20 protein-coding genes and 1 riboswitch are annotated in these 20,220 nt (G+C 71.5%); of the genes, 12 read left to right on the plus strand and 8 right to left on the minus strand.

Annotation, left to right across the window (positions count from 1 at the left end; all coding sequences use genetic code 11):
* Positions 1–21: 21 nt before the first annotated feature.
* Complete coding sequence (locus AB0F91_RS33450) at positions 22–1,755, minus strand: ABC transporter ATP-binding protein (protein ID WP_360604055.1); 1,734 nt, start codon at positions 1,753–1,755, stop codon at positions 22–24.
* Between the two features lie 64 nt (positions 1,756–1,819).
* Positions 1,820–2,461, minus strand: a complete 642-nt coding sequence (locus tag AB0F91_RS33455) for a TetR family transcriptional regulator (RefSeq protein WP_360604057.1) — start codon at positions 2,459–2,461, stop codon at positions 1,820–1,822.
* 238 nt (positions 2,462–2,699) lie between these two features.
* Here AB0F91_RS33455 and AB0F91_RS33460 point away from each other — a divergent pair, with 238 nt between their 5' ends.
* Both AB0F91_RS33460 and AB0F91_RS33465 read left to right on the plus strand, forming a co-directional pair.
* The gene (locus tag AB0F91_RS33460; protein WP_360604059.1) at positions 2,700–3,590 is read left to right on the plus strand and encodes a Ku protein; all 891 of its coding nucleotides are present in this window, start codon (positions 2,700–2,702) and stop codon (positions 3,588–3,590) included.
* A 197-nt stretch (positions 3,591–3,787) separates the two neighbouring features.
* Complete coding sequence (locus AB0F91_RS33465; protein WP_360604195.1) at positions 3,788–4,000, plus strand: hypothetical protein; 213 nt, start codon at positions 3,788–3,790, stop codon at positions 3,998–4,000.
* Between the two features lie 238 nt (positions 4,001–4,238).
* Here AB0F91_RS33465 and ahcY read toward each other — a convergent pair whose 3' ends face one another.
* The 4 genes from ahcY to AB0F91_RS33485 form a co-directional block, all read right to left on the minus strand.
* Positions 4,239–5,714: an adenosylhomocysteinase gene (gene ahcY / locus AB0F91_RS33470; protein ID WP_360604061.1), complete on the minus strand. Its 1,476-nt coding sequence runs from the start codon at positions 5,712–5,714 to the stop codon at positions 4,239–4,241.
* A gap of 205 nt (positions 5,715–5,919) precedes the next feature.
* Positions 5,920–6,002: riboswitch (S-adenosyl-L-homocysteine riboswitch) on the minus strand.
* A gap of 67 nt (positions 6,003–6,069) precedes the next feature.
* Positions 6,070–6,843: a GAF and ANTAR domain-containing protein gene (locus AB0F91_RS33475; protein WP_360604063.1), complete on the minus strand. Its 774-nt coding sequence runs from the start codon at positions 6,841–6,843 to the stop codon at positions 6,070–6,072.
* A gap of 85 nt (positions 6,844–6,928) precedes the next feature.
* On the minus strand, positions 6,929–7,975 hold the full coding sequence (locus tag AB0F91_RS33480) for a DNA polymerase IV (protein ID WP_360604065.1): 1,047 nt from the start codon (positions 7,973–7,975) through the stop codon (positions 6,929–6,931).
* A 62-nt stretch (positions 7,976–8,037) separates the two neighbouring features.
* The gene (locus AB0F91_RS33485) at positions 8,038–8,307 is read right to left on the minus strand and encodes a DUF3040 domain-containing protein (RefSeq protein ID WP_360604067.1); all 270 of its coding nucleotides are present in this window, start codon (positions 8,305–8,307) and stop codon (positions 8,038–8,040) included.
* Positions 8,308–9,437: 1,130 nt separating this feature from the next.
* Between AB0F91_RS33485 and AB0F91_RS33490 the strand changes: the two genes are divergently transcribed.
* The 4 genes from AB0F91_RS33490 to AB0F91_RS33505 all read left to right on the plus strand — a co-directional run bounded on the left by AB0F91_RS33490 (position 9,438) and on the right by AB0F91_RS33505 (position 12,637).
* Positions 9,438–9,914, plus strand: coding sequence for a serine/threonine-protein kinase (locus AB0F91_RS33490; RefSeq protein WP_360604069.1), 477 nt, complete (start codon positions 9,438–9,440; stop codon positions 9,912–9,914).
* The gene (locus AB0F91_RS33495; protein ID WP_360604071.1) at positions 9,914–11,011 is read left to right on the plus strand and encodes a hypothetical protein; all 1,098 of its coding nucleotides are present in this window, start codon (positions 9,914–9,916) and stop codon (positions 11,009–11,011) included. Before AB0F91_RS33490 ends, AB0F91_RS33495 begins: the two co-directional genes overlap by 1 nt.
* Before the next feature lie 66 nt (positions 11,012–11,077).
* Positions 11,078–12,022, plus strand: coding sequence for an FHA domain-containing protein (locus AB0F91_RS33500; RefSeq protein WP_360604073.1), 945 nt, complete (start codon positions 11,078–11,080; stop codon positions 12,020–12,022).
* A gap of 399 nt (positions 12,023–12,421) precedes the next feature.
* On the plus strand, positions 12,422–12,637 hold the full coding sequence (locus AB0F91_RS33505) for a hypothetical protein (RefSeq protein WP_360604075.1): 216 nt from the start codon (positions 12,422–12,424) through the stop codon (positions 12,635–12,637).
* Between the two features lie 15 nt (positions 12,638–12,652).
* On the opposite strand, the gene AB0F91_RS33510 is transcribed toward AB0F91_RS33505, so the two are convergent.
* Positions 12,653–13,132 carry a MarR family winged helix-turn-helix transcriptional regulator gene (locus AB0F91_RS33510; protein ID WP_360604077.1) on the minus strand — a complete coding sequence of 160 codons (480 nt, stop codon included), beginning with the start codon at positions 13,130–13,132 and terminating at the stop codon, positions 12,653–12,655.
* Positions 13,133–13,230: 98 nt separating this feature from the next.
* Between AB0F91_RS33510 and ribA the strand changes: the two genes are divergently transcribed.
* Positions 13,231–13,866: a GTP cyclohydrolase II gene (gene ribA / locus AB0F91_RS33515; protein ID WP_360604079.1), complete on the plus strand. Its 636-nt coding sequence runs from the start codon at positions 13,231–13,233 to the stop codon at positions 13,864–13,866.
* Positions 13,867–13,890: 24 nt separating this feature from the next.
* Here the strand turns inward: ribA and AB0F91_RS33520 are convergent, their stop codons facing one another.
* Positions 13,891–14,874 carry a LacI family DNA-binding transcriptional regulator gene (locus tag AB0F91_RS33520; protein ID WP_360604081.1) on the minus strand — a complete coding sequence of 328 codons (984 nt, stop codon included), beginning with the start codon at positions 14,872–14,874 and terminating at the stop codon, positions 13,891–13,893.
* Positions 14,875–15,037: 163 nt separating this feature from the next.
* Here AB0F91_RS33520 and AB0F91_RS33525 point away from each other — a divergent pair, with 163 nt between their 5' ends.
* From AB0F91_RS33525 to AB0F91_RS33545, 5 genes are all read left to right on the plus strand, one after another.
* Positions 15,038–15,802: a sulfite exporter TauE/SafE family protein gene (locus tag AB0F91_RS33525; RefSeq protein WP_360604197.1), complete on the plus strand. Its 765-nt coding sequence runs from the start codon at positions 15,038–15,040 to the stop codon at positions 15,800–15,802.
* A gap of 83 nt (positions 15,803–15,885) precedes the next feature.
* Positions 15,886–18,150, plus strand: coding sequence for a xanthine dehydrogenase family protein molybdopterin-binding subunit (locus AB0F91_RS33530; RefSeq protein WP_360604083.1), 2,265 nt, complete (start codon positions 15,886–15,888; stop codon positions 18,148–18,150).
* Position 18,151: 1 nt separating this feature from the next.
* Positions 18,152–18,622: a (2Fe-2S)-binding protein gene (locus tag AB0F91_RS33535; RefSeq protein ID WP_360604085.1), complete on the plus strand. Its 471-nt coding sequence runs from the start codon at positions 18,152–18,154 to the stop codon at positions 18,620–18,622.
* The gene (locus tag AB0F91_RS33540; RefSeq protein ID WP_360604087.1) at positions 18,619–19,434 is read left to right on the plus strand and encodes a xanthine dehydrogenase family protein subunit M; all 816 of its coding nucleotides are present in this window, start codon (positions 18,619–18,621) and stop codon (positions 19,432–19,434) included. The genes AB0F91_RS33535 and AB0F91_RS33540 overlap by 4 nt, the downstream gene beginning before the upstream one ends.
* Positions 19,435–19,518: 84 nt before the next feature.
* Positions 19,519–20,217: a flavin reductase family protein gene (locus AB0F91_RS33545; RefSeq protein WP_360604089.1), complete on the plus strand. Its 699-nt coding sequence runs from the start codon at positions 19,519–19,521 to the stop codon at positions 20,215–20,217.
* The last annotated feature ends 3 nt before the right edge of the window (positions 20,218–20,220 follow it).

A 20,220-nucleotide genomic window follows, 5' to 3' on the forward strand; every position in this document is an offset into this window, starting at 1 on the left:
CGCTGGTGCCCGCTTCCTCGCTCACGCCGCCTCCTGTTCGGTCAGCTGCGAAAGCACGATCTCCCGATACGTTTCGTTGCCGTCCATCAGTTCGTGGTGGGTTCCGGTGCCGACGACGCGCCCGTCGTCGAGGACGATGATGCGGTCGGCGCCCCGGATGGTGCTCACGCGCTGGGCGACGATGACCACCGTCGCCTCGCGGGTCTCTTCGGTCAGCGCGCGGCGCAGTGCCGCGTCGGTCGCGTAGTCCAGCGCGCTGAACGAGTCGTCGAACAAGTAGATCTCCGGTTTGTGCACCAGCATCCGCGCGATGGCGAGACGCTGGCGCTGCCCGCCCGAGACGTTCGTGCCGCCCTGGGCGATCGGGGAGGCGAGCCCTTCGGGCATCTTCTGCACGAAGTCCTTGCCCTGCGCCACCTCCAGCGCGTGCCAGAGCTCCTCGTCGGTGGCGTCCGGGTTGCCGTAACGCAGGTTGCTCGCCACCGTGCCCGCGAACAGGTACGGCTTCTGCGGCACCATCCCGACAGCAGAGGCGAGCACGGCCGGGTCGAGCTCGCGCACGTCGATGCCGTCCACGCGAACGGTGCCGGCGGTGGCGTCCATGAGCCGGGGGATCAGGTTGAGCAGCGTGGTCTTGCCGCTGCCGGTGCTGCCGATCACGGCGGTGGTCTCACCGGGTCGCGCGCTCAGCGAGATGTCGCGCAGCACCGCCTTCTCCGCGCCGGGGTAGCAGAACTCGACGCCGCTCAGCTCCAGCACGCCGTGCACGCGGCCGGGGGAGACCGGCTCGAGTGGCGGGCGGACGCTCGACTCGGTGTCGAGGACCTCGGAGATACGCTCGGCGCTCACCTCGGCGCGCGGCACCATCATGAACATGAACGTGGCCATCATGACCGACATCAGGATCTGCAGCAGGTAGGCCAGGAACGCGGTGAGCGCGCCGATCTGCATCGAGCCGCTCTCGATGCGGTGCCCGCCGAACCACAGCACGGCGACGCTCGAGACGTTGACCACGAGCATCACGGTGGGAAACATCAGCGCCATCAGCCGGCCGACGCGCAGCGACACGGTGAGCAGCTCGTCGTTGGCCTGGCCGAAGCGTTCGCGCTCGCGCTTGTCGCGCACGAACGCGCGGATCACGCGGATCCCCATGATCTGCTCGCGCATCACCTGGTTGATCTTGTCGATGCGCACCTGCATGAGCCGGAACGCCGGGCGCATGCGGGCGATGATCAGCCCGACGGCGACGCCCAGCACCGGCACGATCACCAGCAGCAGCGATGAGAGCGGCACGTCCTGGTTCAGTGCCAGGAGGATACCGCCGACGCACATGATCGGCGCCGACACCATCAGCGTCAGCGTCATCAGCACCAGCATCTGGATCTGCTGCACGTCGTTGGTGGTGCGGGTGATGAGCGAGGGTGTGCCGAACTGGCCGACCTCGCGGGCGGAGAAGTCCTGGACTCGGTGGAACACCGAGCCGCGCACGTCGCGGCCCAGGGACATGGCGGTGCGCGCGCCGAAGTAGACGGCGCCGATCGAGCCGGCGATCTGCACCAGCGTGACCAGCAGCATCATGCCGCCGACCCGCATGATGTAGCCGGTGTCGCCTTTCACGAGCCCGTTGTCGACGATGTCGGCGTTGAGCGTCGGCAGGTACAGCGCGGCGAGTGTCTGTATCAACTGCAGGACGACGACCAGCCAGATGGTCGTCTTGTAGGGGCGCAGATGACTGCGCAACAGCCGGATCAGCACGGGACGGTTCTCCCCCAGGGTGGTGTTCTGTGATGGTGTGTCTGTTTTGGACGGTCAGGGTGGCTCATGGTGCGGTGGCGCTCGCCGCGGCCGCGGTCAGGGCGGGCATGCCCGCGGACGCCTCCCGCAGCAGGTCCACGAACGTGGGCAGGAACTCCACGTCCGGCCCGGAGGTCAGCCACGTGTGGAACGCGATGCGGGAAGCGCTCTGTACGATCCCCGCGAGCATCCTCGCGTGCAACGGATTTGCGGTGCCGCCCGCCCGTTCGGTGACCGCTTCGGCCAGTACGCGCTCCACGGTGGCGTGCGCGCGCAGCATCTCCGCGAACAGCCCGGCGTTGCGCAGCATGTCGCGCATGTGGCGCACGTCCTCGCGCCGGGGTGAGCCGTCGCGCGAGGCCTGGTCCACCGCCGCATTGATCACGGCCTCCCACAGCGGCTCGTGGGCCGGTCGGGCCCGCAGCGCCTCCCGCACGCGCTCCTGCTGCGCGACGATGAACGAGCAGACCGCTTCCTCCTTGCTGGAGAAGTAGTTGTTGAACGTGCGCGGCGACACGCCGACCTCGCTCGCGATGTCCTCGACCCGCAGCTGGTCCAGGCCGCGCTCGAGCGCGAGCCGCAGCGCCGCGGCACCCAGCGCCTGCCGGGCCGCCAGCTTCTTGCGCTCGCGCAGCCCGAGCACGGGCGCCACGGATTCGGAGGTCATGCGCATCAGCGTAGCAAAAGTGCGGGGCACGCAATAATCTGCGTGCCCCGCACTTTTGCGGAGTGCGGGAGTTTCAGGGAAGCCGCTACCCTGGGTGACCGGTTCCGCCCGGTCGTCGCAGGTCAGGCTGGGCCGGTCGGGAACCGCGCCGACCGGCGGGACTGTCGGGATCGGATGATCCGGGTTACGGTTGTTACCGAGCGTGAGTGGAGCACCGGCGGACGGCGGAGGAGCGCACATGCGGTCGATGTGGAAGGGCTCGGTGTCGTTCGGGCTGGTCAGCATCCCGATCCAGCTGTACGCGGCCACGGAGAACAAGAACGTCTCGCTGCGCCAGGTGCACGAGTCCGACGGCGGCCGCATCCAGTACAAGCGCTTCTGCTCGGTCGATGGGCAGGAGGTGCCCTACGCCGAGATCGCCAAGGGCTACGAGCTGCCCGACGGCGAGATGGTCGTGATCACCGACGCCGACCTCGCCGACCTGCCACTGGCCACGCAGCGCACGATCGACGTGCTGGAGTTCGTGCCGCTCGAGTCGATCGACCCGATCCAGTTCGACAAGACCTACTACCTCGAACCGCAGAAGAACGCCGTCAAGCCGTACGTGGTGCTGCGCGACGCGCTGCACAAGGCCGGCCACGTGGCCATCGCCAAGGTCGCCGTGCGCCAGCGCGAGAGCCTGGCGCTGCTGCGCGTGGTGTCGGACGTGCTCGTGATGACCACGATGCTCTGGCCCGACGAGGTGCGCACCCCCGATTTCCCGTTCCTGCGCGAGGATCCGCCTCAGGTGCGCCCGCAGGAGCTGACCATGGCCGGCTCGCTGATCGATTCGCTGTCGGAACCGGTGTTCGAGTCCGAAAAATACACCGACGGCTACCGCGAAGCGCTCGAATCCGTGATCGAGGCCAAGGTCTCGGGCAACGAGACGAGGAAACCCGGCGCGGTGGGGGCCAAAGCCGACGTGGTCGACCTCATGGCGGCGCTGGAGGCGAGCGTCTCCGAAGCCCGCAAATCGCGCTCGGCCGCGCCGGCCAAGAGCACCTCGTCGCGCTCGCGCAAGGCCGCCTCCGACGAAGAGAAGCCGACCAAGAAGGCCACTCCGCGCACGCGTCGGCCGAAGAGCGCCTGAGCGAGTTTCCCGTCGAGTGGCGGGAAAGCCGCGGGAATTCCCAGCCGGCCCGGGATCACCGGACCGGGTGCGGCGACACGCCGCCCGTATGCCAGACTCTGGCGCTCACCGGTGGTACCAAGAAGCTGTCCGGTCTGATAAGAGCCGGTTTCGGAATGACCCGGTTCGAGAGCACGAGAGCGGAAGGCGGCCTGAGCATGGAGTGCGCGTTCTGCACCAGCGGGATCGACCACTGTCACGGCACCCTGGTGGTTCACCCGGACGGCGGGTTCGCCGAGTGCACGCACGAGAGTTGCGCGGACCTCGACCGTGTCCGCCACGCCCTGATCATCGACTGCCACACCGTCGACGCGGAGTGCTCCTGCACGCTCGCCGTCGAGGTCGAGGCGGAGCTTCGGCAAGCTTCCTGAGCCCTCCCGCGGCCCAGTGACCGTGCCGGCCTCGTTCCCCGGCAACCCGGGGAACAAGGCCGGCGCGGTTTCCACCGAGGATTTCCCCCGTCCCGGATCCTTACCCGATTGTGTATGCAGTTGTGTACACCGGCTTGGCGATGTGCTAACACTGACGGGGTCCTTCGGCTCTCCCTCCCCCTCGGAGCCGGAGGACCTCTTATTTCCGGCCTCCGGTCTCCGCCGGGCGGCCCCGGGCTCAGTAGCGGTAGTGCGCCAGCTTGAACGGGCCGGCCATGTCCACGCCGATGTACTCCGCCTGCTCCTTCGTGAGGTTCGTCAGCTTCGCGCCGAGCGCGTCGAGGTGCAGCCGTGCCACCTTCTCGTCCAGCAGCTTCGGCAGCCGGTGCACGCCCACCGGGTACTCGCCGGGCTTGGTGAACAGCTCGATCTGTGCGATTGCCTGGTTCGCGAACGAGTTCGACATCACGAACGACGGGTGCCCGGTGGCGTTGCCGAGGTTCATGAGCCGGCCCTCGGACAGCACGATGACCGAGTGCGCCGCGCGTCCCTCGGCCGCGGGGAAGGCCCACTCGTGCACCTGCGGCTTGATCTCCAGCTTGCGGATGCCAGGCACCTTGGCGAGCCCGGCCATGTCGATCTCGTTGTCGAAGTGGCCGACGTTCGCGACGATCGCATTGTGCTTCATCCGCGCCATCTGCGCGGCGGAGATGATGCCGAAGTTGCCCGTGGTGGTGAGGAAGATGTCGCCACGCGCCACGACGTCGTCCAGCTCGACGACGTCGAGGCCCTCCATGGCCGCCTGCAGCGCGCAGATCGGGTCGATCTCCGTGACCACCACGCGCGCGCCCTGGCCGCGCAACGCCTCCACAGCGCCCTTGCCGACATCGCCGTAACCGCAGACGACGGCGAGCTTGCCGCCGATCATCACGTCGGTGGCGCGGTTGAGGCCATCGACCATCGAGTGACGGATGCCGTACTTGTTGTCGAACTTGGACTTCGTCACCGAGTCGTTCACGTTCATCGCCGGGAACAGCAGCGTGCCCTGTCGTTCGAGCTTGTAGAGCCGCTTGACGCCGTTGGTGGTTTCCTCGGTCACGCCGCGCACCTCACCGGCGATGCGTGTGAAGCGCTTCGGGTCGGCGGCGAGGCTCTCGGCGAGCGTGCGGAGGATGATCCCGTACTCCTCGGGGTCGGCGTCCGTGGCGGCCGGGACGGCGCCCGCGGCCTCGAACTCGACTCCCTTGTGGACGAGCAGCGTCGCGTCGCCGCCGTCGTCGAGGATCATGTTGGGGCCTTGCCCTTCGGCGAACCGGAAGAGCAGGTCGGTGCACCACCAGTACTCGTCGAGCGTCTCGCCCTTCCACGCGAACACCGGCGTGCCCTCGGGCCGCTCGGCCGTCCCGTTCGGACCGACGACGACGGCGGCCGCGGCCTCGTCCTGGGTGGAGAAGATGTTGCAGGACACCCAGCGCACGTCGGCGCCCAGCGCCACGAGGGTCTCGATCAGCACCGCGGTCTGCACGGTCATGTGCAGGGAGCCGGCGATGCGGGCGCCCTTCAGCGGCTGCGCGTCAGCGAACTCGCGCCGGATCGCCATCAGGCCCGGCATCTCGTGCTCGGCCAGGCGCAGCTGCGTCCGCCCGGCCTCCGCGAGCGCCAGGTCGGCCACCGCGAACTCGAGTCCGCCGACGTTCTGCAGTTTCGGTCTCATAGAAGTTTCGCTCCCCTTCGACACGGTTCTGGTTTCTGTTTGAGGGCACGGGGAATCGCGGCACCACCACGTTCGGCGGCGCCGGGCTCACCCGGGAGGGTTCAGGAGGTGCGCAGGCCGTCCGCCGGTTTTTCCTTCGGCGGCACCACGGGTGCCGGCGACGTCCGGGTCGGCGACAGCTGGGTCGACAAAAAAGGCACCTCCTTCGCAGGAGGCGCCCTTGTCCGGAACTCGCGGGCCGAGCGTGGCGGAAACCTTTCGGCTTCCGTCGCAGCGCCTCTCGGCCCGGAGTGCGCCTTGGCGGCGCACGGTTGGTTTTACCGGTTTTCACCATGGCAAGGCGGGCCGGAGGCTGTCAAGCGTGCGGGCCGGGCAGGTCGATCTCGGTGTGGCGGGTGGCCAGGGTCTCGGCCAGCACGGCGAGCTTCACGTTGAGGCCCTGTGACGTGCGACGGAGGATGTCGAACGCTTCGTCGGCCGAGATGCCGCGCCGCTGCATCAGGATGCCCTTCGCCTGGCCGATCACGTCGCGCGAGTCGATGGCCTTGCGCAGATGCGCCCGCTGGAGGTCCGCGGCCGTCACCGCGTTGGTGGTCGCCAGCGCCAGCGAACCGTGGGTGGCCAGCAGCAGCGCGAGGTCGCGGTCGGTGGCCGTGAGCGCGCCGGTTTCGCGCGCGTAGACGTTGAGAGCACCGGACAACTGCGGCTCGCGGGCGTCGGGCAGCAGCGCGATGGCCAGCATCGAGCCCATGCCGCGTTCGGCCGCGGCCGGTCCGAACTTCGGCCACTCGGGCTCGTGGGCGAGGTCCTGGCTTTCGGCGTGGGCCGGGCCGTCGGGGCGGGCCGCGTCGAGGCAGGGACCCTCCCCGGTGCGGTACTGCACCTGGTCGAGCTCGGCGGCGACCGGATCGGTCTCGATCGGGGTGTAGAACAGCCCGTCGGGGGAGCGCAGCGTGACGCTGACGACGCTCGCCCCGGGGATCACCCGGACCGCCGCCATCACCAGCTGTTGCAGTACGCCTCCGACCGTCGTGACCTCCAGCAACGACCGCGTGAGGTCCCGGAACTCGCCACCCAGCCCGCCGAACCGGGCGTCGGAACCGGTCGCGGGGAAGCCGTTTTCGGACATGCGTCACCTCACTCGTGTGCCGGAGTGCCGATTACCCCGCCGGCAGGCGTCGCCAAACGCGCACCTGCCGGTCACCGCGTCGGGATCACGCGGGCGGATGGGGGAACTCCGCGCGCACGCCGAGCAGGCGGACCGGCCGGCCGAGCGCGAACATCCCGAGCACCTCGCGCGCGGCGCGCCCGATCGCCGCGGCGTCCGACGTGGGCTCCGGCAGCGTCATGCTGTGGGTGTGGGTGTGGAACGGCGCGAAGCGCACCTTCACCGCGACGCGCGCCGCCGGGCGGCCCTCGTCCACGACGTCGCCGGCGACCCGCACGGCGAGGGCGTCGATTTCTTCCGCGATGCGCGCGGGATCGGTGAGGTCCTGCTGGAACGTCGTTTCTCGGCTGCGGGAGCGCGCGACGTACGGCGTGGCGGTGACCTCGGCATCGCCGATCCCGCCCGCCAGCACCCGGTACCACGGTCCGAGGCGCGGGCCGAAGCGCGCGGCGAGGTCGTCCGCGTCGGCACCGGCCAGCTGCAGCACGGTGGTGAACCCCGCTTCGGCGAGCTTCCTGGCCGTCTTGCGCCCGATGCCCCACAGCGCGTCGGTGGGCCGCTCGGCCATCACGGTCCACCAGTTCTCTCGCGTCAGGCGGAAGATCCCGGCGGGTTTCGCGAACCCGGTGGCGAGCTTGGCGCGCAGCTTGTTGTCGCCGATGCCGACCGAACACGAAAGCCCGGTCTCGTCCTCGACGGCCCGGCGGACCTCGGCCGCGAACGCCTCGGGGTCGTCGGCGCCGGCGGTTTCGGTGTCGAGGCCGAGGAACGCCTCGTCCCACCCGAGCACCTCGACCACCACCGGCAACTCACGCAGCCGCGCCATGACCCGGTCGGAGACGTCCTGGTAGGCGGGCGCGTCGGTGGCCAGGAAGACCGCGTCGGGACAGCGTTTCGCGGCCAGCCGCAGCGGCATTCCGGACTGCACGCCGAACTCGCGCGCTTCGTAGGACGCGGTGGCCACCACTGCGCGCTCCGCGGGGTCGCCGTTGCCGCCGACGACCACCGGCCGGCCGCGCAGCTCGGGCCGGCGCGCGATCTCGACCGCGGCGATGAACTGGTCGAGATCGACGTGCAGAACCCAGGCGGACACCGCACCAGTGTGCGGCGCGGACCCGGGTAAGCGCACATCAACCGTGCCGCGTCCCCGCTACGTCAGAGGCGGCCGTGCCCGCGCACAATGTGCAGCGCCACCCCGCCGCCGGCGGCGAGCAGCGCGCACAGCGTGAAGGCGGGGCTCGTGGTGACGAGACCGGCCACGAGCAACGCGACGGCGGAGACGTCGAAGAGCACCGCGAAAAGGGTGAGCAGGCGGCGGTTCGGCGCCGGCTTGCCCCGCGAGAGCGCCGTCGCCAGTTCCGGATCGCTGAACTCGAACCAGCGTTCGATCTTGTCCAGCTCGCTGCGTTCGTGGTGACTGAGCATGGAGATCTCCTTCGGCGGCGCGCCTGCCGTCACGTCCGCCAGATACCCGGGGCCGCCGTGATCCAATCGCCGATCCGGGCGCTCCCGGCGGATTCACCCGGCCGCCCCACCCGTATAACGGTCTATACATCGAATCCTGGACCACCGTGCCGGTTTCTGTGTCTACTGTGGATGCTTGATCGGCCGGACGGGTGACCCCGGTGCTCACGTAACGCAGCACAGTCCGCCGCCGGTTCCCTTGGCGGGCAAGGGAACCGCCGCCGGGTCACCGCGCGCAGGTCGGCTCGGGGCCGACGGAGCGTTCGCGGGGCGATTCGTCGATCCCGGCTGCGCAGCGGATGGACGGGTCGACGTGGTTGCCCTCGATGTGGGTGATGGTGGAGACCGCCCGCGATGCCGACGTTCGCCGAAGAAGCGGATGCCGGCGCCCCCGTGGGGTTCGGTGAGGCTGGTGTTCCGCAACGTCACGTGGTCCCCGTCGAGCTCGCCGCCGGGACGGACGGCTGGGGTGCGGGCGAAGCCGCCGGCCACCACCCAGCCGGCGTCGACGCCGATACCCGAGACCTGACGCCCGGCCCCGGACTACGCCTGGAGGTGATCCGGCGTGCCGCCCTCGGTGATCTTCAGCCGGGTCGCGCCAGGCCGCCCGGCGGGTGCGCGCACGCCCGTCCGGACGACGGCGAGCTCGGCCGTCGCACGAGTGTCGTGCCCGTCATCGGGGTGCCTTCGGGTCGTGCCAGTGGTCGTTCGTGCCCGGGCTAGGCGGGCGCCGGGGGAGCGGACTCGATCCGGGCCGCTGCCTGCCACCGGACGTGATGCATTATCGTCACCGGGAGTTACCGCACAGAGGTCCGACCACGCCGAGGGGAGCGTCGGGCGAGGGTGACCAGCTGAGCGCGCAGCGCTATCGACTGCTCGAGCGGATCGGCACCGGGGGCATGGGCGTGGTCTGGCGTGCGCACGACGAGCAGCTCGACCGCGAGGTGGCGCTCAAGCAGGCCGGCTCTCCAGGCCCGGCTCTCCGATGCGGTCAGCGGCGACACCCTGCGTCGCGAAGCCCGGCTCGCCGCCGGGGTGCAGCACCCGAACGTGGTGACGTTCTTCGACGTCGTCGCCCAGGGTGACGAGCTGTGGCTCATGTGGAGTACGTGCCCTCGCGCAGCCTCGCCGAGGTCCTCGCCGCCGAGGGCAGCCTGCCTGTCCGGCCGGTCGCCGAGATCGGCGTGCAGGTCGCGGGCGCGCTCGCCGCCGTGCACGAGGGGGGCGTCGTGCACCGCGACGTGAAGTCCGGCAACGTGCTCATCACCGGCGACGGCCGCGCCAAGCTCACCGACTTCGGCATCTCGCGGTCGGTCCGCACCGACGAGACGGTCACCGACTCCCCGCACATCGGCGGCACCCCGGGCTACCGCGCCCCGGAGGTCGCGAAGGGCACCCGCCGACGGCCGCATCCGACGTTCTCCCTGGGCGCCACGCTGTTCTCCCCCGTCGAGGGGGCTGCGCCCTTCAGCGGCAGTAACGAGTACGCGACCATCCGGCGTGCGGCCGAGGGCGCGATCCCGCCGGCACGCAAGGCCGGTGACCTCGCCCCGCCCTCGCCGCGTTGATGCGGACGGCTCCCGAAGACCGGCCCACCGCGGCCGCCGCGCACGATCTGCTTGTCGCCGGCGTGGGCGGGCTGCCTCCCGCGCCGCCGCTGCGCCGCCGGCCCGACGGGCGCCGCCGGCGGTTCGTGCCCGCGGGGGCGGTCGCCGTCGTCGTGGTGCTCGCGGGCGTGGCCCTGATCCTGCTGCCCGACGGCGGCAAGCCGCGGACCCCGGCCGCGGCTTCGAAGGTGCCCGCCGCGCCGGCGAAGCTCGGCATCGGGAAGGACCCGCGCTCGGCCGATCCGTGCCGGCTCGTGGACGCGGTGGCGCTGCGCCCGTTCGGTGATCCCGAGGTCGATCCCGATTACGGCAACTTCGATCGCTGCGACATGATCCTCAAGCGGGGCAACGGTTTGCAGGCTGATGTGAAGGTCGAGCTGGAGGATCCGCCCTCCGGCAGCGCCGCGCCGGAGGGGCAGCGCTGGCGCTCCGGCCCGTTCGAGGTGTTCGGCGACCCCGCGCGGGACGGCGCCTGCGTGCGCCTGATCCGGCTGCAGGACGAGTACCTCGTCCGCGTGACCGTCTCCGCCGACGACGGCGACGACCTGGGCACGTGCAAGCCCGCCGACATCGCGGTCGCGTCGGCGGCGAAGGTGCTCACCGTGGCGGGTGTGCCGGCGCGATCGACGCCCGTCCCGGCCGGCTCAGTGTCCGAGGTGGACGCGTGTTCGCTGCTGAGCTCCGCCTCGCTCGGCAGCACCGCGGGCGTCACGGCGCCGGTGCAGGTGGTGCCGGGCTACGGCGACTGGACCTGTGACTGGGACAGCTCGGCGTCGGACCGCGCGGTCACGGTGATCTTCGACCGCGACCAGCCGCCGGACGGCGACTCGGGCCGGCTCGTCAAGGTTTCCGGGCACGACGCGTACCTCGCGACCGACGAGTTCGCCGGCAACACCTGCCAGGCGCTGCTGGTCTACCGGCGCTACACCGACGCACAGGGGGAGGCCGCGGTGGAGCAGATCAAGGTGGTGGTCCACGGCGACCCGCCGTCGCAGGACCTCTGCGCCCCGGCCACGTCGCTGGCCGGCGACGTCGTCGCGAAACTGCCGCGGGCATGACCGCGCTGCGATCCGGCTGGGCCGGCCGAGTCCGTCGGCGCCGAGCACGGCAGCCTCGCCTACGGGGTGCCGCCCGCGGCGCCGGGCACGATCTTCGCGCCGGCCGTGACCGGCGGCGTGCGCATGCCGCCCCGCGACGGCTGGGAAGTCCTGTTCGGACGCAACCGCGAGGACGTCCACGTGTGCGTGGGAGAGGACGACCGGAAAGCCAGCCGCAGACAGGGTTTCCTCGTGCGCCGGCGCGACACGTGGTGGATGTGCAACACCGGGCGGCAGCCGCTCCGCCTGCCCGGCTCGCGCCTGTTGTTCCCCGAGGAGGAGCCCGTGCCGCTCGCGGAGGGCTGCACGGCGGTGTTCGTGCGCGGTTCGGCCGAGCGCGAGCCCCTGCTGGAGCTGTACGTGTCGGGAGCGGACGGACGCCGGCCGCAGTCGCGGCCGCAGGACGTGACCGAGCCTCCGCGCATGTGGCGGCTGAGCCCCGAAGAGCGGCTCGTACTGGTGTCGCTGGCCCAGCGGTACTTGCTCCAGCAGCCCTACCCGCAGCCGATGGCGTGGCGGCAGCTCGCCGAGCTGGCGCCCGAGAGCCGCTGGACGCCCAAACGGGTGGAGCACCTCGTGGTCGCCGTGCGAACGCGGCTCGCGCGCGCAGGCGTCGCGGGCCTCACGCGTGAGGAGGTCGGTGAGCCGGTGGGCAACTCCCTCAACGACAACCTCGTGAAGGAGCTCCTGCTGTCCACTTCGCTGGTCCCGCCGGACCTCGCGCTGCTCGAACCACCCGACGAAACCGCACCGGGAGGGGTCCCGGCGCCGCCCGGTGAGCCTCGCGGCGCGCGGTTGGGGCGGGGCCCGCGCCGGAACGGCTGGGGGACGTCGTGGCGAGAGAGGGGCTGCGGGCACTGCCCGCCGGGCATCCGAGCCTGGCGCGGGGGTTCGCGTCACCACTCGGCACGCTGGTCGTGCTCGGGCCCGCCGGGGGAGGGCTGGTGCCGCCGTCGGCGCCCGGCCCGGTGACGTTCGGGCGCGACACCGCAGAGGTCTCCGTGCCGGTCGGGGAGGACGATCGGCGTGTCAGCCGCCGCCACGGCGTGCTGGCGCACCACGGCGACCGCTGGTGGGTGCGGGCGACGGGCACGGTCCCGTTGCGGCTGCCGGAATCGCGGCTCCTGTTCACCGGCGCGGCGCCGGTCGCGCTACCGGCGGGCTACCTGCCGTTGTTCGTGCACGGCTCGCGTGGGCGGGCACGTGCTCGAGGTGCACGTCGCCGACGGCGGGCCCGTGGCGCCACCCGCGGCGGACGGGTGTGCTCGACGCGCGCGAACGGCTGGCGCTCACCGTGGTCGGTCAGAGCTTCCTGCGCTGGGAGGCACAACCGCGGCCGGTGCCGGTGGAACGGGCGGCGGCCCAGCCGCGGTGGTGGACCCCGGCGGCGAGTGGACCGCGTTGGCCGTGCGCGCCGCCCTCGACGGCGGCCGGGCCCGGTTCCACCCCGCGAGCGGCGATGACCGGTTGCTCGGTGACCTGCTCGCCACGGCCGTGCTCGTGCCGCCCGACCTGGCGTTGCTGACCGCCGAACCTGTGCCGCAACCGCGAGTGCACGACTGGACACAGAGGACAGTCGGCTCGTAGCACGGGTGCCGAGCGTCACACGGCGGTTCGCTGCGGCCGCTCGGCGCCGCGCAGCCGGGACTCCAGAGTGTCGAGCACAGCGCTGAACGCGCCGAACTGCTCGGGCGTGAGCGCGTCGATGAGCAGCTCGCCCACGAGCGCGGCGTGCCCGGCGGCGGCCTCGCGAAGCTGTGACCAGCCGAGCTCGGTCAGGAAGGCGATCACACCGCGGTCGTCGGAGGTGCACGAGCGGCGCCCGACCAGCCCGGTCTTCTCCAGCTGGCCGACCTGGTAGCTCAGCCCGCTCTTGGACGTGAGAGCCGCACCCGCCAGCTCCGTCATGCGCAGGGCGCCGCCGGCGGCGGCGAGGCGCGCCAGAACTTCGTACTGTGGGTGCGAAAGCCCCGCGTCGTCGCGAAGCTGCTGTTCGATGCGCCGGTTGAGCTGTGAGCTCACCGCCAGGAAGGCCTGCCAGGTCTTCAGCTGGCGATCCGTGAGCCATCGGGGGTCGGCCATGCACCCATGGTAACGCAGGTTGTTCGAATTTGAACCATGTTGTAGGGTCGATCAAGTCGTGGTTCGAATTTGAACCACCTGGGAGAACGGAGCAGCCGATGGCGACGGTGGCGGAGGTGCGTACGCGGGTGCGGATTCCGCTGCGGCTGGGCGACGACCTTTCCGTCGACGCGGAGGCCGTGACGTTCCGCGGGCTCGCCGACGGGCTGGAGCACCTCGCGTTCGTCCTCGGCGAGCCGGGCCCGGTACCGCTCGTGCGCATGCACTCCGAGTGCCTGACCGGCGACGTCTTCGGCTCGGCCCGCTGCGACTGCGGCCCGCAGCTGCGCGAGTCGATCGCCCGGATCTCCGAGACCGGTGGCTACCTGCTCTACCTGCGCCAGGAAGGCCGTGGCATCGGCCTGTACAACAAGCTCGACGCGTACGCGCTGCAGGACGGCGGGCTCGACACCTACGAGGCCAACGCCGCGCTCGGCCTGCCCGAGGACGCCCGCGACTACACCGCCGCCGCGCAGATGCTCACCGCGCTCGGCGTCGGCCGGCTCGACCTGCTGTCGAACAACCCCGACAAGGCCGCGCAGCTGAGCGCCCACGGTCTCGAAGTGCGCGACCGCGTGCGCACGGGCGTGTTCGCGACGGAGACCAACGTGCGGTACCTGCGGGCGAAGGTCGAGCACACCGGCCACAGCCTCGTGCTGCCCGCCGGGTTCGGCCACGCCGGCCTCGCCAGCTGAACCATCCACATCGGATCGTCTGCGTCAGGGCGCCGACTCCCGCACCACCAGTTCGGTCGGCAGCACGGTCATGCCGTCGAGAGGGGTGTCACCGGTCAGCTTGCCGAGCAGGCGCCGCGCCGCGGTTTCCCCGAGCGCCCGCAGGGGCCGGCGCACAGTCGTGAGCGGCGGCTGCGTGAACGCCGAGAGCGGCAGGTCGCCGAACCCGGCCACGGCGACGTCCCCGGGCACGGCGCGGCCGGCTTCGCGCAGTCCGGTGAGGACACCGGCGGCCACCACGTCGTCAGCGGCGAACACCGCGTCGAATCCGAGGCCCGAGGCGACGAGCCGCCGCACGGCGGAGCGGCCGCTGCCCGCGGTGGAAGCTGCCTCGGTGACGGCGTTCCCGGTGAGCGGTGAACCGGCTTCGTCGAGTATGGACCGGAATCCGGCGAGCCGGGCGGCGGCGCGTTCGCCGGGACCCGTCACCACGGCGACGCGGCGCCGGCCGCGCGCCAGGAAATGCCGGGCCACCGCGGCGGCGCCCGCGGCGTCGTCGGCCGCCACGGAAGGGAATGCCGAGCGCGCCCCGTCGATGACCACGACGGGGAGGTCGGAGTCGCGCAGTGCGTCGTTGTCCGTCACGGCGGGTGGCGGGTCGAGCAGCAGCAGTCCGTCGAACGCGTGTGCCCGCACCTGGTGCGTGAAGCGCGTCAGCGAGTCCGCACCCCGGGCCGCCGTGCTCAGCAGCAGCCCGTGGTCGCTCGCCTCGACGACGTCGGCCACACCCTGCAGCACCTCGCCGACGCCCGGTGGCGAGAGTCCCGGCACGAGCAGCCCGACCAGCCGGGTCCGGCCCCTCGCCAGGCCGACGGCCCCGGCGCTCGGGATGTAGCCCGTCGCGGCGATGACTTCGCGCACGCGCACGGCGGTGGCGGCGTCCACGTCGGACTTGTTGTTGAGCACCCGGGACACGGTCGTCTTGCTCACCCGCGCACGGCGGGCGACCTCCGCGATCGTGACGCGCATCGGTCCTCCAGGGGAATCCGAGCACCGGGCGGGTTGCCTTGCCTTCAACGTACTCGCCTGTCCGACGGTCGCCGGGCGTCCGTTCGGCGGTGTCCGTTCCGCCGGAAGTGACATGTATAACAACCTATACGGCAACGTGGAAGCACGTGTTCTGATGGCGGGCGTGATCATCGACGCGGGCGAATTCGTCCTCCTGCTGCTCGCCGGGGTGGGCGCCGGCCTGGTCGGCGCCACCGCCGGACTGGCCTCGCTCGTGTCGTACCCCGCGCTGCTCGCCGCCGGGATGCCACCGGTGGTCGCGAACATGACCAACACCGTCGCGATGCTCGGCACCACCGCGGGCGCGGCCGCCGGCGCGCGGCCCGAGCTGAAAGGGCAGTGGCGCCGTCTCCTGCCGCTGTGCCTCATCACCACGGCCGGCGGTGGCTGTGGCGGGCTCGTGCTGCTGCTGACGCCGCCCGGCGCGTTCACCGTGGTGGTCCCGTGGCTGATCGGCGGTGCGTCGCTGATCCTGTTGGCAGGTGCGCGGTTGCGCCGATCGGCGGAAGGCGCGGAGCGCCACGGCATCAGCCCGGTCACCGGAACGGCGGCGTTCCTCGTCGGCGTGTACGGCGGCTATTTCGGTGCCGCGGCGGGCGTTCTGATGCTCGCGCTGCTCACCACCGTGTGGACGCAGCCGCTGGCTCGCACGAACGCGGCCAAGAACATCGCCACGGGCACGGCGAACCTGATCGCCGCGGCCGTCTTCGCGTTCACCGGCCGCGTGCTGTGGCCCGCGGCGCTCGCCGTGTGCCTGGGATCGGTCGCGGGGTCCTGGCTCGGTTCGATCCTCGTGCGGTACCTGCCCGCGACCCCACTGCGGATCGCGATCGCGATCGGCGGGCTCGTACTCGCGGTGGTGCTCGCGCGCCAAGCCTACTCCGGCTGATCGCAGCGGAACCGTTGCCGACCAAGGCTGACGCGCGGGTACCCCAGGGGGCATGATCGGCGGGTACCCGAGCAGGAGGCCAGATGAGCATTGTCGGCACCCGCGTGGTGCGCGTCGAGGACGAGAAGCTGATCACCTCGGGCGGAACCTACGTCGACGACTTGCGGGAGGCGGCGCTCACCGGCGCGGTCCACGCGGTCTTCGTGCGGAGCCCGATCGCCCACGCGCGCATCTCCGGCATCGACACAGAAGAGGCGAAGCAGGCACCGGGAGTCGTCGCCGTTTTCACGGCGGCGGATCTCGACCTCGCGCCCCAGCAAGTCGGTCCCGTGACCGAACCGTTCCTCGCCACGGACGTCGTGCGGTACGTCGGCGAACCCGTCGCGCTGGTGCTCACCGAAGAGCGCTACCAGCTGGCCGACGCGGCGGAGCTGGTCGACGTGGACTACGACCCGCTGGACGCCGTGGTGAGCATCGACGCCGCGCTGTCCGGTGAAACCGAGTTGTTCCCCGGTGGTGGTGTCACCGGCAACGTCATGCAGGTGAACGGCGCCGAGGAGTTCGACGACGCCGTGTTCGCGGACTGCGACGCCGTGGTCACGCAGACGATCCTCAACCCCCGAGTGGCCCCGGCGTCGCTCGAGGTGCGCGGTGGATCGGCGGCGTGGGGCGAGGACGGGCGGCTGACGCTGTGGCTGTCCACACAGAACGCCCAGATCGCCCGGACCACCGTGGCGGGTGCGCTGGGACTCGACGAGGAACGGGTGCGAGTGATCGCGCCCGACGTCGGTGGCGGCTTCGGCGCCAAGATCGGCGCCGACCCCGAGGCGAGCCTGCTCGGCTGGGCCGCGCGTGCCGTCGGGCGGCCGGTGCGGTGGACCGAGTCGCGCAGCGAGAACCTCACGGCGATGACCCACGGCCGGGCGCAGCAGAACACCGTGACCATCGGCGGGAAGCGCGACGGGACGGTGCTCGCGTACCGGATCGACGTCGTGCAGGACAGCGGCGCCTACCCGCGCGCGATGTTCCTGCCCACGCTGACCGAGATGATGGCGCCCGGCGTGTACCGCTTCCCGGTGGTGCAGACGCGCAGCCGCTGCGTGGTCACGAACACCACGCCCATCGCCGCCTACCGCGGCGCGGGCCGGCCCGAGGCGACGGCCGCGGTCGAGCGTGCGATGGACCTGTTCGCCGCAGAGATCGGGATGGATCCCGCCGAGGTCCGGCGCGTCAACTTCATCCGCCCGGAGGAGTTCCCCTACACCACGCCGACCGGCGGGGACTACGACACGGGCGAGTACGCGGCGGCGCTGGACAAGGTGCTGGCGGCCGCGGGTTACGCCGAGCTGCGCGCGGAGCAGGAACGGCGCCGCGCCGCGGGCGATCCGGTGGCACTGGGTCTGGGCATCGCGGCCTACGTCGAGATCACCGGCGGCGACGCGAGCGGCGAGAGCGGTCGCGTCGACATCCATGAGGACGGCTCGGTCACCGCATACACGGGCAGCTCGCCGCACGGCCAAGGGCTCGCGACGTCGCTGGCGATGCTGCTGTCCGACCAGCTCGGCGTGCCGCTGGCGAAGATCACCGTGAAGCACGGCGACACCGACGAGGTCCCGCGCGCGGTCGGCACGTTCGGCTCGCGGTCGCTCCAGCTCGGCGGCTCGGCGATCCGGCAGGCGGCCGACGAGGTGATCGCCCAGGCCCGGGAGCTCGCGGCCGACCTGCTCGAGGCGGCGCCCGAGGATCTGGAGCTCGACACGGAACGCGGGGTCTGGCAGGTGCGCGGCGCGCCGTCGAGCACCACGCTGGACTGGGCACGGATCGTGTCGTCGGCCGAGAGCACGGCGTTGTCGGCCGACGTGTGGTTCGGCGACGGCAAGCCGACGTTCCCGTTCGGCGCGCACCTCGCCGTGGTCGAGGTCGACACGGAGACGGGCAAGGTCGAGGTGCGGCGGCTCGTCGCGGTCGACGACGCCGGGCCGGTGGTGAACCCGCTGGCCTTCCGCGGCCAGCGCCACGGCGGGCTCGGCCAGGGCATCGCGCAGGCGCTGCTGGAGGTCGTGAACTACGACGAGGACGGCAACCCGACCACGGCCACGCTCGCGGACTACTCGTTCGTGACCGCGACCGAGCTGCCCGACTTCGAACTGGTGGACATGGCGACGCCCACGACGCGGAATCTCCTGGGGGTCAAAGGCATCGGCGAGGCCGCGACGATCGGGTCGACGCCGGCAGTGCACAACGCGGTGGTCGACGCGCTCGCCCACCACGGCGTGCGGCACCTGGACATGCCGGCCACCCCGATGCGGGTCTGGGCGGCCCTGAACGACGTGAGGAAGGTGAACTGACGTGCGGGTCTCCATCGAGGTGAACGGCCGGACCACGGCCGGGGAGGTGCCGGACCGGACGCTGCTGGTGCATTACCTGCGCGACACTGTCGGGCTCACCGGGACCAACATCGGCTGCGACACCACGTCGTGCGGCGCCTGCACGGTCCTGCTCGACGGCGAGTCGGTGAAGTCGTGCACGGTGCTGGCCGCGCAGACCGACGGACACGAAGTGACCACAGTGGAGGGTCTGGCCGGTGACGACGGCGAGCTGCACCCCGTGCAGCGCGCGTTCCGCGAGCAGCACGGTCTCCAGTGCGGGTTCTGCACACCGGGGATGATGATGGCTTCGGTGTCGCTGCTGAAGGAGAACCCGCGGCCGTCGCGACGCGAGGTTCGGGAGGCGCTCGAAGGGAACCTGTGCCGCTGCACGGGTTACCACAACATCGTGAGTGCCGTGGTCGAGGCGTCCGGCCAGGAGGTGGACCGGTGATCCCCGCCGAGTTCTCCTACCGCCGGGCGTCCACTGTGGACGAGGCGCTGGCGCTGCTGGCCGAGCACGGCGAGGACGCGAAGCTGCTCGCCGGCGGGCATTCGCTGCTGCCGCTGATGAAACTGCGGTTCGCGGCGCCCGAGGTCGTGGTGGACATCGCGCCGCTCGACGAGCTGAAGTTCGTGCGGCTCGACGGAGACGAGGTGGTGATCGGCGCGCTGTCGCGATATCACGACCTCCACGGCGACCCAGTGCTCGCCGAGCACGCGCCGCTCGTCGCGCACGCGTCCGGTGCCGTCGGCGATCCACAGGTCCGCCACCGCGGCACGCTCGGCGGTTCGCTCGTGCACGCCGACTCGGCCGCCGACCTGCCCGCGGTGATCCTCGCGTCCGACGGCGTGCTCGTCGCGCGCGGCCCGGCGGGGGAGCGGCGCATCCCGGCCGCGGAGTTCTTCCTGGGCCCGTTCACCACGCCGCTGGAACCGGACGAACTGCTGACCGAGATCCGCTTGCCCAGCCAGGCCGGGCTGGGCTGGGGCTTCGAGAAGTTCACGCGCCGCAACATCGACTGGGCGATCGTGGGCGTGGCGGTGGTGGGCAAGTCGGTGGGCCTGATCAACCTCGGCGGCACCCCGCTGCGCGCCGCGGCGACGGAGAACGCCCTGGCGGACGGCGCTTCGGCCGACCAGGCCGCGGCACTCGCCGCCGAGAACACCTCGCCGCCCGACGAGCCCCACGCGTCGGCGGAGTACCGGCGGCACCTGGCGCGCGTGCTGACGCGGCGGGCGCTGCTGACGGCGGGCATCGCCTGACCGTTCGGCCGGTGGGGAACGGGCGTGATCGTGACGTCCGTTTCCCGCCAGCCGCGGGCGGCCGCGGTGCGCAGACTCGGGGGCGTGAACACGACGTTTCCCTTGCACACGGCCATCGAGCCCGGAATCCTGTACTTCGGTACCCCCGTGGTGCTGATCTCGACGACCAATGAGGACGGTTCGGCGAACCTCGCCCCGATGTCCTCGGCGTTCTGGCTCGGCTGGCGAGCCATGCTCGGCCTGGGCGCGCGCTCGAAGACCACCCAGAACCTGCGGCGCACGCGCGAATGCGTGCTGAACCTGCCTTCGTCCGCTCTCGCCGCGGCCGTCGACCGGCTCGCGCTCACCACGGGCTCGGACCCGGTGCCACCGGGCAAGCAGCAGCGCGGCTACTTCCACGTCGCCGACAAGTTCTCCCGCGCGGGCCTCACACCGGTCCCGTCCGAGACGGTCGCGCCCCCGCGCGTGGCCGAGTGCCCGGTGGCCATGGAGGCCGTCCTCGAGGCCACCCACCCCTTCGCCGCCGGCGACGAGCCCCAGCACAGCTCCGTCGTGGGCCTGGAAGTACGCGTCCAGCGCGTCTTCGTCCACGACGACATCCGGCTGCCCGGCACGGACGACCACGTGGACCCCGACGCGTGGCGCCCGCTGATCATGAGCTTCCAGAAGCTCTACGGCCTGGGCCCCCAGGTGCGCGAGTCGACGCTGGCGTCCATTCCGGAGCGGCTGTACCGTGGTCCGGACATCGACCGAGCGCGGCGGGCGCGTGTCCGGACCCAGTGACAG

It is taken from the genome of Amycolatopsis sp. NPDC023774, from assembly GCF_040639695.1.
Classification (GTDB): domain Bacteria; phylum Actinomycetota; class Actinomycetes; order Mycobacteriales; family Pseudonocardiaceae; genus Amycolatopsis.

Bases quoted from the DNA above. Each gene is read 5' to 3' on its own strand.
- AB0F91_RS33510 (WP_360604077.1), bottom strand. From the start codon at position 13,132: ATGGCCGACCCCCGATGGCTCACGGATCGCCAGCTGAAGACCTGGCAG.
- AB0F91_RS33530 (WP_360604083.1), top strand. From the start codon at position 15,886: ATGAGCATTGTCGGCACCCGCGTGGTGCGCGTCGAGGACGAGAAGCTG.
- AB0F91_RS33465 (WP_360604195.1), top strand. From the start codon at position 3,788: ATGGAGTGCGCGTTCTGCACCAGCGGGATCGACCACTGTCACGGCACC.
- AB0F91_RS33475 (WP_360604063.1), bottom strand. From the start codon at position 6,843: ATGTCCGAAAACGGCTTCCCCGCGACCGGTTCCGACGCCCGGTTCGGC.
- AB0F91_RS33520 (WP_360604081.1), bottom strand. From the start codon at position 14,874: ATGCGCGTCACGATCGCGGAGGTCGCCCGCCGTGCGCGGGTGAGCAAG.
- ahcY (WP_360604061.1), bottom strand. From the start codon at position 5,714: ATGAGACCGAAACTGCAGAACGTCGGCGGACTCGAGTTCGCGGTGGCC.
- AB0F91_RS33455 (WP_360604057.1), bottom strand. From the start codon at position 2,461: ATGACCTCCGAATCCGTGGCGCCCGTGCTCGGGCTGCGCGAGCGCAAG.
- AB0F91_RS33460 (WP_360604059.1), top strand. From the start codon at position 2,700: ATGCGGTCGATGTGGAAGGGCTCGGTGTCGTTCGGGCTGGTCAGCATC.
- ribA (WP_360604079.1), top strand. From the start codon at position 13,231: ATGGCGACGGTGGCGGAGGTGCGTACGCGGGTGCGGATTCCGCTGCGG.
- AB0F91_RS33495 (WP_360604071.1), top strand. From the start codon at position 9,914: ATGCGGACGGCTCCCGAAGACCGGCCCACCGCGGCCGCCGCGCACGAT.
- AB0F91_RS33485 (WP_360604067.1), bottom strand. From the start codon at position 8,307: ATGCTCAGTCACCACGAACGCAGCGAGCTGGACAAGATCGAACGCTGG.